This window comes from Pseudomonas asiatica, from assembly GCF_009932335.1.
In the GTDB taxonomy this organism is placed as follows: Bacteria; Pseudomonadota; Gammaproteobacteria; order Pseudomonadales; family Pseudomonadaceae; genus Aquipseudomonas; species Aquipseudomonas asiatica.
The window spans coordinates 299,475-315,360 of record NZ_BLJF01000001.1; the positions used below are offsets into that span (position 1 = coordinate 299,475).

The window sequence follows — 15,886 nt, forward strand, 5'->3', positions numbered from 1 at the left end:
GGCCGACGAAAGGTTAATGATAATGCTTATCATCCACCTCGAAGGTCAAGCCTGGAAATGTTAGGAAAAGGTAAAGATTGTGAGTCCCAGCCTTGCGCGGTCCCGTGTAGGAGCGGCGTTGTGTCGCGATGGGCTGCGCAGCAGTCCCAGCATTTTGGCCTTGGCACAGATTGCAGGGGGCTGCTGCGCAGCCCATCGCGACACAAGGCCGCTCCTACAGGGAGCGTGCCGAAGCTCAGCGGGCGCGGCACAACGCCAGGCAGTTATCCAGCATGCGGTTGGAGAACCCCCACTCGTTGTCATACCAGGCCAGCACCTTGAGCATGCGCCCGTTTGCCCGGGTATGGTTGGCATCGAAGATCGACGACAGCGGGTTGTGGTTGAAATCGCAGGAAACCAGCGGCAAGGCGTTGTAGCCCAATACCCTGGAATGCTTGCTGGCCTCGAGGAACAGCTGGTTGACCTGTTCGGCCGTGGCCTCGCGCTTGAGATTGACCGTGAGGTCCACCAGCGACACGTTGATCACCGGCACCCGTACCGCCATGCCGGTCAGCTTGCCGGCCAGCTCCGGCAGCACCAGGCCCACGGCCTCGGCAGCGCCGGTCTTGCTCGGGATCATCGACTGGGTCGCCGAGCGCGCACGGTACGGATCGCCGTGGTACACATCGGTCAGCACCTGATCGTTGGTATAGGCATGGATGGTAGTCATCAGGCCCTGGTCGATGCCGAACTCGCGGTGCAGCACCTGGGCAATCGGTGCCAGGCAGTTGGTAGTGCAGGAGGCATTGGAGATGATCTGGTGCGAGGCCCGCAGGATGTCATGGTTGACCCCGTACACCACGGTGGCATCGGCGCCTTTGGCCGGTGCCGAGACAATCACCTTGCCAGCCCCCGCAGCCAGGTGGGCGGCGGCCTTGGCACGCTCGGTGAACAGCCCGGTGCATTCGAACACCACGTCGATCGCCTCGGCCTTCCAGGGCAGTTCGGCCGGGTTGCGGATGGCACTGACCGCGATACGGTCACCATTGACCGTGAGGCTTTCGTGGTCGGCCTCGACGCTGGCGTCGAAGGTACCGTGCACGCTGTCGTACTTGAGCAGGTGGGCATTCATGGCGCTGTCGCCCAGGTCGTTGATGGCGACGACCTGCAGGTCCTGGCGGTAGCCTTGGGTATACAGTGCGCGCAGGACGTTGCGCCCGATGCGGCCGAATCCATTGATGGCGATGCGTAGGGTCATGGCAGTACCTCTGGCAGTCCGAGTGAAAGCTGTGGCACAAAGGAGCTTCACTGAAACGGTTTTGTTGTTGGAATTACAAGATTATTCACCTGCCGATAGAAAACAAGCCTTTTTAGTGGCAGTATTTTGTTTAAACATACAACGAGTGGTTGGGCGACGTGCCTCCACCGATGCAGCGGGCTCCTCTACCTTGAGCCTAGGCCGCAATCGTTTGGAGGGGAAATGCCCGGCAAACCGCCCTTACAATTAGCCTGGAGTCCAGTACATGCATCCGCGCATCCTTGAGGTCACCCAGCGGCTGGTCGAACGTAGCCGTGCCACCCGCGAACGCTACCTGCAACTGATTCGCGGCGCGGCCAGTGACGGCCCCATGCGTGCCAGCCTGCAGTGCGCCAACTTCGCCCATGGCGTGGCCGGTTGCGGCAGCGACGACAAGCAGACCCTGCGCCTGATGAACGCGGCCAACGTGGCCATCGTCTCGGCCTACAACGACATGCTTTCGGCGCACCAGCCGTATCAGCACTTCCCCGAGCAGATCAAGCAGGCCTTGCGTGAAGTCGGCTCGGTCGGCCAGTTCGCCGGTGGCGTGCCAGCCATGTGCGATGGCGTGACTCAGGGCGAGCCGGGCATGGAGCTGGCCATCGCCAGCCGCGAAGTGATCGCCATGTCCACTGCCGTGGCCCTGTCGCACAACATGTTCGATGCCGCGCTGATGCTGGGCATCTGCGACAAGATCGTTCCCGGCCTGATGATGGGGGCGCTGCGCTTCGGCCACCTGCCGACCATCTTCGTTCCGGGCGGGCCGATGGTCTCCGGCATTTCCAACAAGCAGAAGGCCGATGTGCGCCAGCGCTACGCCGAAGGCAAGGCCAGCCGCGAAGAGCTGCTGGAGTCGGAGATGAAGTCCTACCACAGTCCTGGCACCTGCACCTTCTACGGCACTGCCAATACCAACCAGTTGGTGATGGAGGTGATGGGCCTGCACCTGCCGGGCGCCTCGTTCGTCAACCCGTACACACCGCTGCGCGACGCGCTCACCGCCGAGGCCGCGCAGCAGGTCACGCGCATGACCAAGGCCAGCGGCAGCTTCATGCCGCTGGGTGAAATCGTCGACGAGAAGGCGCTGGTCAACTCCATCGTCGCCCTGCACGCCACCGGTGGCTCGACCAACCACACCCTGCACATCCCGGCGATTGCCCAGGCTGCGGGTATCCAGCTGACCTGGCAGGACATGGCCGACCTGTCCGAGGTGGTACCGACCCTGTCCCACGTCTACCCCAACGGCAAGGCCGACATCAACCACTTCCAGGCCGCGGGCGGCATGGCCTTCCTGATCCGCGAGCTGCTCGATGCCGGGCTACTGCACGAAGACGTCAACACCGTGGCCGGCCATGGCCTGCGCCGCTACACCCAGGAACCGTTCCTCGACAACGGCAAGCTGGTGTGGCGCGAAGGGCCGCAGCACAGCCTGGACGAAAGCATCCTGCGCCCGGTGGCGCGGCCGTTCTCGGCCGAAGGCGGCCTGCGGGTGATGGAGGGCAACCTTGGCCGCGGCGTGATGAAGGTGTCCGCTGTCGCCCCCGAGCACCAGGTGGTCGAGGCCCCGGCGCGGGTGTTTCACGACCAGCAGTCGCTGGCCGATGCGTTCAAGGCCGGCGAGCTGGAGCGTGACTTCGTCGCCGTGGTGCGCTTCCAGGGCCCGCGCTGCAACGGCATGCCGGAGCTGCACAAGCTCACGCCGTTCCTCGGTGTGCTGCAGGACCGTGGCTTCAAGGTGGCACTGGTCACCGACGGTCGCATGTCCGGTGCCTCGGGCAAGATCCCGGCGGCCATTCACGTTTGCCCCGAGGCTTATGACGGCGGCCCGCTGGCACGGGTGCGCGATGGTGATATGGTGCGGGTCGATGGTGTCGAAGGCACGCTGCGGGTAATGGTGTCGGCTGAAGAATTGGCCAGCCGCGACCTGCCGCCAGCGCCACAGGGCAACGACCTGGGCTGCGGGCGCGAGCTGTTCGGCTTCATGCGCATGGCGTTCAGCCCGGCAGAGCAGGGCGCCAGTGCGTTCACCTCGGCCCTGGAGAACCTCAAATGAAGGACCTGCTGGTTGGCGACATCGGCGGCACCAATGCCCGTTTTGCGTTGTGGCGTGACAACCAGCTGGATGAAGTGAAGGTCTTTGCCACCGAGGACTACACCAGCCCGGAACAGGCCATCGAGGCTTACCTTGAAGGCTTGGGCATTCCCCGCGGCGGCGTGACTGCTGCCTGCCTGGCGGTGGCCGGTCCGGTCGATGGCGATGAGTTCCGCTTCACCAACAACCACTGGCGCCTCAGCCGCGTGGCCTTCTGCCAGACATTGCAGGTCGAGCGGCTGCTGCTGATCAACGATTTTACCGCCATGGCGCTGGGCATGACCCGCCTGCGCCCCGGCGAGTTCCGCGAAGTGTGCCCAGGCCAGGCGGACCTGTCTCGGCCGGCATTGGTCATTGGCCCGGGTACCGGGCTGGGCGTTGGCGCGCTATTGCGCCTGGGCGAACAGCACTGGCATGCCTTGCCGGGAGAGGGCGGGCACGTCGACCTGCCGGTGGGCAATGCCCGCGAAGCGGCGATTCACCAACAGATTCACGGGCAGATCGGCCATGTCAGCGCCGAGACCGTGCTCAGTGGCGGTGGCCTGCTGCGCCTGTACCAGGCAATTTGCTCGCTGGACGGCGACACACCCCGACACAAGACCCCGGCACAGATCACCGATGCCGCGCTCGGCGGCGAGCCGCGGGCGCTGGCGGTGATCGAGCAGTTCTGCCGGTTCCTCGGCCGAGTCGCTGGTAACAATGTTCTGACGCTGGGCGCACGGGGTGGGGTCTATATTGTCGGCGGCGTGATCCCGCGCTTTGCCGAGCTGTTCGTGCGCAGCGGGTTTGCCGCGAGTTTTTCCGACAAGGGCTGCATGAGTGGCTATTTCGCTGGTGTGCCGGTTTGGCTGGTGACGGCGGAGTTTTCCGGGTTGCTGGGGGCCGGGGTGGCTTTGCAGCAGGCGCTGGATAACCGATAGGTAGCAGGGGGCCGCTGTGCGGCCCATCGCGACACAAGGCCGCTCCTACACGGGGCCGCGCCATTCTGTAGGAGCGGCTTGTGTCGCGATGGGCTGCAAGGCAGCCCCAGAAAGCAACACCCGACAGCAGGCAAAAAGACCTGCAATCAACAAGAGGAAGGACCACCTTGAGCACTGCCGGCAAATCGATCCTGATGGTCGACGACGACCAGGAAATCCGCGAACTGCTGCAAACCTACCTGAGCCGCTCCGGCTTCCAGGTGCATGCCGAAGCCGACGGCAAGGGCTTTCGCCGCGCGCTGGAAACCACCCCCTGCGACCTGGTCATCCTCGATGTCATGCTGCCCGACGAAGACGGCTTCAGCTTGTGCCGCTGGGTACGCCAGCACCCGCGACAGGCACGGGTACCGATCATCATGCTCACCGCCAGCTCCGACGAAACCGACCGGGTCATCGGCCTGGAGCTGGGCGCCGACGACTACCTGGGCAAGCCATTCAGCCCCCGCGAACTGCAAGCGCGGATCAAGGCTCTGCTGCGCCGCGCCGAGTTCGGCCAGGCGGCGCCGGGCAGTGCGGTGCTGGCCTTCGACGACTGGCGCCTGGACACGGTCAGCCACCGCCTGTTCCATCGCGACGGTGAGGAAGTGATTCTCTCCGGCGCCGACTTCGCCCTGCTCAAGCTGTTCCTCGACCACCCACAGCAGATCCTCGACCGCGACACCATCGGCAACGCCACCCGTGGTCGCGAGCCGATGCCACTGGACCGCATCGTCGACATGGCGGTCAGCCGCCTGCGCCAGCGCCTGCGCGATACCGACAAACCACCCAGGCTGATCCGCACCGTACGCGGCAGCGGTTACCTGTTGGCTGCCCATGTCTGCAATGCGCCCTGAGCGGCGCTGGCGTCTGCTGCCGCGTTCGCTACTGGGGCGCATGCTGCTGCTGACCCTGCTGGTAGTGCTGCTGGCCCAGGGGTTGTCGAGCATCATCTGGGTTGCCCAATTGCGCGCCAGCCAGTTGCAGGGCCTGCGTGCAAGCGCCAGCAGCCTGGCTCATTCGATGAGTGCCAGTGTCAGCTACTTCCGCTCGTTGCCGGTGGCGTACCGGCCGATGGTCCTCGACCAGCTGCGCAGCATGGGCGGCACGCGCTTTTTCGTGTCCCTCAACGCCAAGCCGCTGGACATGCCGCTACTGCCCGTTACCCCACGCAAGCAGGCGGTGATCGATGTGTTCCAGCAAGTGCTGCATGAGCGCCTGGGTTCGCAGATGGAAATTTCCGTGGAGTTCGTCGGGCCGGACGACCTGCGTATCTTCAACAGCGGCCTGAAGCTCGACGAACTGCCACGCTCCTGGGCGCATTACTCGCTGACCCTGGAGCCACTCAACCCGCCGGTGCTGGTAACCCAGATCCGCCTGGGCGAGGGTGAGTGGCTGTACATCGCCTCGCTGCTGCCCGAGCCCTACACCAGCCTGGAGGCCGAGCGCCTGCCGCGTCAGCAGATCGGCTTCATCGTGTTGACCACGGCCTTGCTGCTGTTGTTCATCGGCTTGCTGGTGCACTGGCAAAGCTGGCCGCTCAAGCGCCTGGCGCGGGCTGCACGGGAAATGTCGCTGGGCGCCGATGTGGCGCCGGTGGCCGAAGGCGGTGGCAGCGAGGTGGTCGAGGTGGGGCGTGCGTTCAACAGCATGCGCGAGCGCATCAGCCGATACCTGACCGAGCGCAGCCAGCTGTTCAGTGCCATTTCCCACGACCTGCGCACGCCGATCACCCGCTTGCGCCTGCGCGTCGAGCTGCTGGAGGACGAGCGCCTGCAGGCCAAGTTCAGCCAGGATCTGGACGAGCTGGAACTGCTGGTCAAAGGCGCGTTGCAGTGCGTGAAGGACACCGACATCCACGAGAACATCGAGCCGGTCGACCTCAACCAGGTGCTGGAAATCCTGGCCGAGCCTTACCTGGGCGATGGCCGCATAACGCTCGAAGGCCGGGCGCTGGCGCCGTACCCGGGCAAGCCGCTGGCGTTGCGGCGCTGCATCGGCAACCTGATCGACAATGCCATCAAGTACGGCGAGCGGGCACGGTTGCGCATCATCGACAATGCCGAGGGTTTTGTCCTGCAGGTGGATGACCAGGGGCCGGGGGTGCCGCAGCAGCAGCTGGAGCAGGTGTTCGAGCCGCACTTCCGTCTGGCCGGGCAGCAACAGGGGTACGGGCTGGGGTTGGGGATTGCGCGCAACATTGCCCATAGCCATGGCGGGGAGGTGAGCTTGCTGAACCTGCGTGAGGGCGGGTTGCGGGTGACCTTGTATCTGCCGCGGGGCATGGACTGAAGGGTTGTATTGCGTCTACCGGCCCCTTCGCGGGTAAACCCGCTCCCACAAAGACCTCACAGGTCCATGCAGACTCCGAGGCTAACGCAAAAACCTGTAGGAGCGGGTTTACCCACGAAGAGGCCGGCACAGGCAACACAAATGTCACTGACTGGTGACAAATCCACCCTCCTTGGTGACATTCCCATCCAGGCCCGCTCACTAGAATTCGCAGACGACTGGCAAGGATCAAGCTGGCCCATGAGCACCTCCAACCTGGCTTCCACCCGCTGGCTCGATGCCCCGGCCCACAACGCCTGGCGCATGGCAGAAGGGCAACGCCTGCTGGCCTTCGCCACGGCTTCGAAACTGCCCGATGGCTTCGGTAGCCTCGACGCCGCAGGCCTGCTTGCCCCCGGTGCCCGCGCCGAAACCCTGATCACCACCCGCATGACCCACTGCTTTGCCCTGGCCCACCTGCAGGGGGTGCCCGGCTACCTGGCCTATGCCGAACACGGTGTGGCCGCCCTGCGTGGTGCGCTGCAGGATGCCACCTACGGCGGCTGGTTCGCCCACCCCGGTGGCCATGACGACAGCGGCAAGGCGGCTTACCTGCATGCCTTTGTCGCCCTGGCCGCCTGCTCGGCTGTGATGGCAGGTGCTGGTGGTGCACCAGCCCTGCTGGCAGACGCGGTGCAGGTGCTCGAAGCGCATTTCTGGAGCGAAGAGGAGGGTGCCCTGCGGGAAGCCTTCTCCCGCGCCTGGCAGTTGCCCGAGCAGTACCGTGGCGCCAACAGCAACATGCATGCGGTCGAGGCCTTCCTGGCCCTGGCAGACGTAACTGGCGACAACCTGTGGCTGCAACGCGCCTTGCGCATCGCCGAACGCATCATCCATACCCATGCCGCCGCCAACGGCTACCGGGTCATCGAGCATTTCGACGCCCTCTGGCAGCCGCTGCCGCACTACAACCAGGCGCACCCGGCAGACCACTTCCGGCCTTATGGCTCCACGCCCGGGCATGCCCTGGAGTGGGCGCGGTTGCTGCTGCACCTGGAGGCCAGCCTGGAACGGTCCGGCCTGCAAGCCCCGCAGTGGCTGCCAGACTGCGCCCGCGCATTATTCGACACAGCCTGCCGGCAGGCCTGGAGCGTCGATGGCACACCTGGTTTCGTCTACACCCTGGACTGGGCCGATCGCCCGGTGGTGCGCGCACGCCTGCACTGGGTGCATGCCGAAGCCTGCGCCGCCGCCGCGGCCCTGTTGCTGCGCACGGGCGAGGCGCACTACGAACAGTGGTACCGCCGTTGCTGGGACTTCATCGCCAACCATTTCATCGACCACGGCGCTGGCAGCTGGCACCACGAGCTCGATGCACACAACCAGCCCGCTGCGACCATCTGGCCAGGCAAACCCGACCTCTACCATGCCTACCAGGCGCTGCTGCTGCCGGGCTTGCCACTGGCACCCAGCCTGGCCAGCAGCCTGGCCGGCAATGTAACCAAACGATGACATTCGCGCATCGCTTCGTTACCTGGCGAGGCGAGCACGCTGTTTAGACTTCATGCAACGCAAGCGATCGACTTGCACGGCATAACAACAAGAAAGGTGCTTCGATGAATTCCACGCTCCGTCTCGCTGCCGCAATCTCACTGGCCTCCTTGTTCCCGCTGAGTGCCTTGGCTGCCGATGCCAAAGGCAGTGTCGAGGTCGTGCACTGGTGGACCTCCGGTGGTGAAAAAGCGGCGGTCGATGTGCTCAAGGCCCAGGTTGAAAAGGATGGCTTCACCTGGAAGGACGGCGCCGTCGCCGGTGGTGGTGGTGCCACCGCCATGACCGTGCTCAAGAGCCGCGCCGTGGCCGGCAACCCGCCGGGTGTCGCGCAGATCAAGGGCCCGGACATCCAGGACTGGGCTGCCACCGGCCTGCTCGACGCCGATGTGCTCAAGGATGTGGCCAAGGAAGAAAAGTGGGACTCACTGCTCGACAAGAAAGTCGCGGACACCGTCAAGTACGACGGTGACTATGTCGCCGTCCCGGTGAACATCCACCGCATCAACTGGCTGTGGATCAATCCCGACGTCTTCAAGAAGGCCGGGATCGACAAGGCGCCAGCCACCCTCGACGAATTCTATGCCGCCGCCGACAAGCTCAAGGCCGCCGGCTTCATCCCGCTCGCCCATGGCGGCCAGCCGTGGCAGGACAGCACCGTGTTCGAAAGCGTGGTGCTGGCGGTGATGGGGGCCGATGGCTACAAGAAGGCCCTGGTCGACCTCGACAGCGCGGCCCTGACCGGCCCGGAGATGGTCAAGGCGCTGACCGAACTGAAAAAGGTCGCCACCTACATGGACCCGGATGGCAAAGGCCAGGACTGGAACCTGGAAGCGGCCAAGGTCATCAACGGCAAGGCCGGCATGCAGATCATGGGCGACTGGGCCAAGAGCGAATGGACCCTGGCGAAGAAGACCGCCGGCAAGGACTACCAGTGCGTGCCGTTCCCCGGCACCGAAAAGGCCTTCCTGTACAACATCGACTCGCTGGTGGTGTTCAAGCAGAACGACGCCGGCACGTCTGCCGGCCAGCAGGACATTGCCCGCAAGGTGCTGGGTGAGGACTTCCAGAAGGTCTTCAGCAGCAACAAGGGCTCGATCCCGGTGCGCAACGACATGCTGGCCGACATGGGCAAGTATGGCTTCGACGCCTGCGCGCAGACCTCTGCCAAGGACTTCCTGGCCGATGCCAAAAATGGCGGCCTGCAGCCGAGCATGGCGCACAACATGGCCACCACGCTGGCCGTGCAGGGCGCGTTCTTCGATGTGGTGACCAACTACATCAACGACCCCAAGGCCGACCCGGCCGATGCGGCGAAGAAGCTGGCGGCGGCGATCAAGTCTGCCCAGTAAAGCTGACGCGATTCCGTTGTAGGAGCGGCCTTGTGTCGCGATGGGCTGCGCAGCAGCCCCATAACCTGCGCACTCGATCTTTAAGGTAGGTAATCGACCTTGAGTCCTTTGGGGCTGCTGCGCAGCCCATCGCGACACAAGGCCGCTCCTACAGGGGAGTGCGGCGCCTTTGAGGTGAACCATGACCACAGCAACCGCCCAACTGCGGGCCTCACCCCTGGACGCGCTACAGCGCTGGCTGCCCAAGCTGGTGCTGGCGCCTAGCATGTTCATCATCCTGGTGGGCTTCTACGGCTACATCCTCTGGACCTTCGTTCTGTCCTTCACCACCTCGACCTTCCTGCCTACCTACAAATGGGCCGGCCTGGCGCAATACGCCCGGCTGTTCGACAACGACCGCTGGTGGGTGGCAAGCAAGAACCTGCTGCTGTTCGGCGGCCTGTTCATCGCCATCAGCCTGGTCATCGGCGTAGTGCTGGCGGTCTTGCTGGACCAGCGCATCCGTCGCGAAGGTTTCATCCGCACCATCTACCTGTACCCCATGGCGCTGTCGATGATCGTCACCGGTACCGCCTGGAAGTGGCTGCTCAACCCCGGCATGGGCCTGGACAAGCTGCTGCGTGACTGGGGCTGGGAGGGCTTTCGACTGGACTGGCTGATTGATCCCGACCGGGTGGTGTACTGCCTGGTGATCGCCGCCGTGTGGCAGGCCTCGGGTTTCATCATGGCAATGTTCCTTGCCGGCCTGCGTGGCGTCGACCCGTCGATCATCCGTGCCGCGCAGATCGACGGCGCCAGCCTGCCGCGCATCTACTGGCGCGTGGTACTGCCCAGCCTGCGCCCGGTGTTTTTCAGCTCGCTGATGATCCTCGCGCACATTGCCATCAAGAGCTTCGACCTGGTGGCGGCGATGACTGCCGGCGGCCCAGGCTACTCGTCCGACCTGCCGGCGATGTTCATGTATTCGTTCACCTTCAGCCGCGGCCAGATGGGCATGGGCTCGGCCAGCGCCATCCTGATGCTCGGGGCGATCCTGGCGATCCTCGTGCCTTACCTGTACTCGGAGCTGCGGAGCAAACGCCATGCATAGCCCTCTCGACAAAGCGGTGCTGAGCCCGAGCCGCATCGCCATCCACGCGGTGCTGTTGCTGGCGGTGCTGCTGTACCTGGTACCGTTGGTGGTGATGCTGCTGACCAGCTTCAAGACCCCGGAAGACATCAGCACCGGCAACCTGCTGAGCTGGCCGGCAGTATTTACCGGCATCGGTTGGGTCAAGGCCTGGAGCACGGTCAGCGGTTACTTCTGGAATTCGATCATGATCACCGTGCCAGCGGTGCTGATCTCCACCGCCATCGGCGCGCTGAACGGCTATGTGCTGTCGATGTGGCGCTTCCGCGGTTCACAGCTGTTCTTCGGCCTGCTGCTGTTCGGCTGCTTCCTGCCGTTCCAGACCGTACTGCTGCCGGCCTCGTTCACCCTCGGCAAGCTCGGCCTGGCCAGCACCACGACCGGCCTGGTGCTGGTGCACGTGGTCTACGGCCTGGCCTTCACCACGCTGTTCTTCCGCAACTTCTACGTAAGCATCCCCGATGCGCTGGTCAAGGCCGCGCGTCTGGACGGTGCCGGGTTCTTCACCATCTTCCGCCGCATCATCCTGCCGATGTCCACGCCGATCATCATGGTCTGCCTGATCTGGCAGTTCACCCAGATCTGGAACGACTTCCTGTTCGGGGTGGTGTTCTCCAGCGGCGATTCGCAACCGATTACCGTGGCCCTGAATAACCTGGTCAATACCAGCACCGGGGCCAAGGAATACAACGTCGACATGGCGGCGGCGATGATCGCCGGCCTGCCAACCCTGCTGGTCTACGTGGTGGCAGGCAAATATTTCGTCCGCGGGCTGACTGCTGGCGCGGTAAAGGGGTAAGTCATGGCAACGCTCGAACTTCGCAATGTGAACAAGACCTACGGCAGCGGTTTGCCGGACACCCTCAAGGACATCCAGCTGTCGATCAAGGATGGCGAGTTCCTGATCCTGGTCGGCCCCTCGGGCTGCGGCAAGTCGACCTTGATGAACTGCATCGCCGGGCTGGAGCAGATCACCGGCGGCGCGATACTCATCGACCAGCAGGACGTCAGCGGCATGAGCCCCAAGGACCGCGACATCGCCATGGTGTTCCAGTCCTACGCGCTGTACCCGACCATGAGCGTGCGCGAGAACATCGAGTTCGGCCTGAAGATCCGCAAGCTGCCGCAAGCTGCAATCGACGAGGAAGTGGCGCGGGTGGCCAAGCTGTTGCAGATCGAGCACCTGCTGGCGCGCAAGCCGGCGCAGCTGTCCGGTGGTCAGCAACAGCGCGTGGCCATGGGCCGGGCGCTGGCACGGCGGCCGAAGATCTACCTGTTCGATGAACCGCTGTCCAACCTCGATGCCAAGTTGCGCGTCGAGATGCGCACCGAAATGAAACTGATGCACCAGCGCCTGAAGACCACCACCGTGTACGTCACCCATGACCAGATCGAGGCCATGACCCTGGGCGACAAGGTGGCGGTGATGAAGGACGGCATCATCCAGCAGTTCGGCACCCCGCAGCAGATCTACAACGATCCGTCCAACCAGTTCGTCGCCAGCTTCATCGGCTCGCCGCCGATGAATTTCATCCCGGTGCGCCTCACGCAACAGGACGGGCGCCTGCTGGCCGTGCTCGACAGCGGCCAGGCGCGTTGCGAGCTGCCCTTGGGAATGGCCGCGGACGAGATGGATGGCCGCGAGGTCATCCTCGGCATCCGCCCCGAGCAGATTGCCCTGGGGGCAGCCGAGGGCAATGGCCTGCCCGGCATTCGCGCCGAGGTGCAGGTGACCGAGCCCACCGGGCCAGACCTGCTGGTATTCGTCACCCTCAACCAGACCAAGGTCTGCTGCCGCCTGGCGCCGGATGTGGCGTGCCGGGTCGGCGATAACCTGAACCTGCAATTCGACCCAGCCCGGGTGCTGCTGTTCGACGCCGCCAGCGGCGAGCGCCTGCACCTGGCCACCACTGCTGCAACCATGAAAGACAACGTGGCGCACTTCAAGGGCCGATAACTCGTCTACACCATCAAATAAGAAAAAGAGGACGCAAAGGGATGGAACAGCGCAAACGCATCAGGACATTGGGCTCGCTGGCCTTGCTCGCGCCACTGGCGATGGCTGTTGGCAGCAGCGTTCAGGCTGCCGAAGCTTTCTCCAGCGAATCGAAGTGGATGACCGGCGACTGGGGCGGCACCCGCACCGAGTTGCTGGAAAAGGGCTATGACTTCACCCTCGATTACGTCGGCGAGGTTGCCGGTAACCTGCACGGTGGATACAACGACGACAAGACTGCGCGCTACAGCGACCAGTTCGCCCTCGGCGCGCACCTGGACCTGCAGAAAATCTTTGGCTGGCACGACGCCGAGTTCAAGCTGGCGATCACCGAGCGCAGCGGCCGCAACCTGTCCAACGACCGCATCAGCGACCCGCGCGCCGGGCAGTTCAGCTCGGTGCAGGAAGTGTGGGGCCGCGGCCAGACTTGGCGCCTGACCCAGATGTGGGTCAAGCAGAAGTACTTCGACGGTGCGCTGGACGTGAAATTCGGCCGCTTCGGCGAGGGCGAGGACTTCAACAGTTTCCCCTGCGACTTCCAGAACCTGGCCTTCTGCGGCTCGCAGGTGGGCAACTGGGTTGGCGGCATCTGGTACAACTGGCCGGTCAGCCAGTGGGCGCTGCGGGTGAAATACAACATCACTCCGGAATTCTTCGTTCAGGTCGGTGCCTTCGAGCAGAACCCTTCCAACCTGGAAACCGGCAACGGCTTCAAGCTCAGTGGCAGCGGCACCAAAGGCGCGATCCTGCCGGTGGAAGCGGTGTGGTCACCCAAGGTCAATGGCCTGCCGGGCGAGTACCGCCTGGGTTACTACTACAGCACGGCCAAGGCCGACGATGTGTTCGATGACGTCAACGGCAACCCGCAGGCGCTGACGGGCGAGGCCTTCAAGTCGCACTCCAGCAAGCATGGCTGGTGGGTGGTGGCACAGCAGCAGGTCACCGCCCATGGCGGCGATGTAAACCGTGGCCTGAGCCTGTTCGCCAACTTCACCGTGCACGACAAGGCCACCAACGTCGTCGACAACTATCAGCAAGTGGGCTTGGTCTACAAAGGCGCATTCGACGCCCGGCCCAAGGACGATATCGGCTTCGGCGTGGCGCGCATTCATGTGAATGACGACGTGAAGAAACGCGCCGAACTGCTCAACGCCCAGAGCGGCATCAGCGATTACGACAACCCAGGCTTCGTGCCGCTGCAGCGTACCGAGTACAACGCCGAGCTCTACTACGGCTTCCACGTCACCAACTGGCTGACCGTGCGGCCCAACCTGCAGTACATCAAGAGCCCCGGCGGCGTGGATGAGGTGGACAACGCGCTGGTCGCAGGGTTGAAGATTCAGTCGTCATTCTGAGAGCAATTGTTGTAAATTTACGCCAATCCACTTCGGTACCCGGCAACCACTGGTCTTCAGTGGTTGTCGGGGATAGGCCGAGACAGCGCTATCTCAAACAACAAGAGCTCTGAACCATGCCCGAACATCCGCTCCATCGCTTCTTCACCTCGCAGCGGCCCCGGCCGACATTCGAGTGGGAGCGTTACCAGCAGCGCGATGTGCTGATCATCGACCATCCCCGTTGCCAGGCGGTGTTCAGCCGCCAGGGTGCGCAACTGCTGCATTTTCAACCAGCGGGTGAACGGCCCTGGCTGTGGTGCGCCGAGCAGTGGCCGCAGGTGGGGGCGATCCGCGGTGGCGTGCCTGTGTGCTGGCCATGGTATGGCCGCCACCCCAGCGAGGACTTGTGGCCCGCCCATGGCTGGGCGCGCCTGCTCGACTGGAAGCTGGTGGACAGCCGCGAGGACGAGGAGGGCGTAACCCTGAAATGGCGGCTGGACCTGTGCGACTGGCAGGTCGACCTGCATGCCCGGCTGGGTAGCCGCATGGAGCTGAGCCTGAGCACCGAGCACCAGGACAGCGAACCCTGTCAGCTGAGCCATGCCTTGCTGGCCTACTGGCGCATCAGTGACGTGTCCGAGATAGCGCTGTCCGGGTTGGAGGATATCGAAGGCTACGACCGCCTGAACCGCCAGGCCTGCCGTGAAGATGGCGCGCTGAAGCTCAAGGGCGGTTGCCAGAAGGTCTACCCCGGCACGCCGCGGGTGCAATTGCAGGACCCGGCCTGGCAGCGCGAGCTGTGCATCGATACCGGTGACAGCGACGACACGGTGGTGTGGCACCCGGGCAACCGCCCGCTGATGGGCGTGACCGGGCGTGAATGCCAGCGCTTCGTCTGTGTCGAGGCCGCCAGCGGCAGTGGCGAGGGCCTGAGCCTGGCGCCGGGGCAGCGTGCCCACCTGCGCCTGCAGGCCCACCGGCTCAGTTGAGCTCGTCGTCCTCGATCGGGTAGCGGCTGGCGTTGAGGCTTTCCTTGATCTTGCGCAGGTGCGGCTGGAAGTCCACGCCGCGCCGCAGGGTCATGCCGGTGGCCAGCACATCGAGCACGGTCAGCTGGATGATCCGCGAGGTCATCGGCATGTAGATGTCGGTGTCTTCCGGCAGCGGAATGTGCAGGCTCAGGCTGCAGGCATTGGCCAGTGGCGAACCGGCAGCGGTCAGGCCCAGTACCGAGGCGCCGTTTTCCCGGGCCAGGCGGGCCACCTCGACCAGTTCGCGGGTGCGCCCGGTGTAGGAGATGATGACGAACAGGTCGCCGGTGTGCGCCACCGAGGCCAGCATGCGCTGCATCAGCACGTCGGCGTGGGCCGATACTGCCAGGTTGAAGCGGAAGAACTTGTGCTGGGCGTCCAGCGCCACCGGGGCCGAGGCGCCCAGGCCGAAGAAGTGGATCTGCCGGGCCTGGATCATCATGTCCACGGCACGGCTGACCTGTTGCGGGTCGAGCTGCTGGCAGGCGCTGTCGAGCGAGGCGATGGCACTGGCGAAGATCTTCTGGGTGTAGGCTGCCGGGTCATCGTCAGCCTCCACCGCGCGGCTGACGTAGGCGGCGCCGCTGGCCAGGCTCTGCGCCAGCTGCAGCTTGAGCTCGGGGTAGCCGCTGACGCCGAACGAGCGGCAGAAGCGGTTGACGGTCGGTTCGCTGACCTTGGCCGCCTGGGCCAGCGCAGCGATGCTGAAACGGGTGGCTTGTTGCGGATTGAGCAGGATGACTTCGGCGACTTTGCGTTCGGCCTTGTTCAGCTCGTCGAGGCGGCCCTGGATCTGTTCCAGGAGGTTTCGCACGCGGTCCATGGGTGTGTCCTTGGGTCGGGAAGACAGCCGGCTGTTGGAGCAGCAGGCTTTTTGCACGGTCGTCTATCGTAC

At 64.4% G+C, this 15,886-nt stretch carries 13 protein-coding genes; 11 read left to right on the top strand and 2 right to left on the bottom strand.

Annotated elements, in window-relative coordinates; all coding sequences use genetic code 11:
• Nucleotides 1–235 precede the first annotated feature (235 nt).
• Nucleotides 236–1,237: a type I glyceraldehyde-3-phosphate dehydrogenase gene (gap, locus tag GYA95_RS01370; RefSeq protein WP_015269092.1), complete on the bottom strand. Its 1,002-nt coding sequence runs from the start codon at nucleotides 1,235–1,237 to the stop codon at nucleotides 236–238.
• Between the two features lie 265 nt (nucleotides 1,238–1,502).
• Between gap and edd the strand changes: the two genes are divergently transcribed.
• The 11 genes from edd (at nucleotide 1,503) to GYA95_RS01425 (ending at nucleotide 14,949) form a co-directional block, all read left to right on the top strand.
• The gene (gene edd / locus GYA95_RS01375) at nucleotides 1,503–3,329 is read left to right on the top strand and encodes a phosphogluconate dehydratase (protein ID WP_015269093.1); all 1,827 of its coding nucleotides are present in this window, start codon (nucleotides 1,503–1,505) and stop codon (nucleotides 3,327–3,329) included.
• Nucleotides 3,326–4,288, top strand: a complete 963-nt coding sequence (locus tag GYA95_RS01380; RefSeq protein WP_015269094.1) for a glucokinase — start codon at nucleotides 3,326–3,328, stop codon at nucleotides 4,286–4,288. The genes edd and GYA95_RS01380 overlap by 4 nt, the downstream gene beginning before the upstream one ends.
• A gap of 167 nt (nucleotides 4,289–4,455) precedes the next feature.
• On the top strand, nucleotides 4,456–5,181 hold the full coding sequence (gltR, locus tag GYA95_RS01385; RefSeq protein WP_003257963.1) for a two-component system response regulator GltR: 726 nt from the start codon (nucleotides 4,456–4,458) through the stop codon (nucleotides 5,179–5,181).
• Nucleotides 5,162–6,616, top strand: coding sequence for an ATP-binding protein (locus tag GYA95_RS01390; protein WP_043935373.1), 1,455 nt, complete (start codon nucleotides 5,162–5,164; stop codon nucleotides 6,614–6,616). Before gltR ends, GYA95_RS01390 begins: the two co-directional genes overlap by 20 nt.
• Before the next feature lie 240 nt (nucleotides 6,617–6,856).
• Entirely contained in the window at nucleotides 6,857–8,107 is a 1,251-nt protein-coding gene (locus GYA95_RS01395) for a D-mannose isomerase (protein WP_015269096.1), read from the top strand.
• 104 nt (nucleotides 8,108–8,211) lie between these two features.
• On the top strand, nucleotides 8,212–9,498 hold the full coding sequence (locus tag GYA95_RS01400) for an ABC transporter substrate-binding protein (protein ID WP_054573357.1): 1,287 nt from the start codon (nucleotides 8,212–8,214) through the stop codon (nucleotides 9,496–9,498).
• Between the two features lie 181 nt (nucleotides 9,499–9,679).
• Complete coding sequence (locus GYA95_RS01405; protein ID WP_013971125.1) at nucleotides 9,680–10,588, top strand: carbohydrate ABC transporter permease; 909 nt, start codon at nucleotides 9,680–9,682, stop codon at nucleotides 10,586–10,588.
• Complete coding sequence (locus GYA95_RS01410) at nucleotides 10,581–11,426, top strand: carbohydrate ABC transporter permease (RefSeq protein ID WP_003257967.1); 846 nt, start codon at nucleotides 10,581–10,583, stop codon at nucleotides 11,424–11,426. The genes GYA95_RS01405 and GYA95_RS01410 overlap by 8 nt, the downstream gene beginning before the upstream one ends.
• A 3-nt stretch (nucleotides 11,427–11,429) precedes the next feature.
• Nucleotides 11,430–12,584: an ABC transporter ATP-binding protein gene (locus GYA95_RS01415; protein WP_015269098.1), complete on the top strand. Its 1,155-nt coding sequence runs from the start codon at nucleotides 11,430–11,432 to the stop codon at nucleotides 12,582–12,584.
• Between the two features lie 101 nt (nucleotides 12,585–12,685).
• Nucleotides 12,686–13,978: a carbohydrate porin gene (locus tag GYA95_RS01420; RefSeq protein WP_224765936.1), complete on the top strand. Its 1,293-nt coding sequence runs from the start codon at nucleotides 12,686–12,688 to the stop codon at nucleotides 13,976–13,978.
• Between the two features lie 116 nt (nucleotides 13,979–14,094).
• On the top strand, nucleotides 14,095–14,949 hold the full coding sequence (locus GYA95_RS01425; RefSeq protein ID WP_013971129.1) for a D-hexose-6-phosphate mutarotase: 855 nt from the start codon (nucleotides 14,095–14,097) through the stop codon (nucleotides 14,947–14,949).
• Here GYA95_RS01425 and hexR read toward each other — a convergent pair.
• Nucleotides 14,942–15,805, bottom strand: coding sequence for a DNA-binding transcriptional regulator HexR (gene hexR, locus GYA95_RS01430; RefSeq protein WP_169774905.1), 864 nt, complete (start codon nucleotides 15,803–15,805; stop codon nucleotides 14,942–14,944). The genes GYA95_RS01425 and hexR overlap by 8 nt on opposite strands.
• Nucleotides 15,806–15,886: the final 81 nt, after the last annotated feature.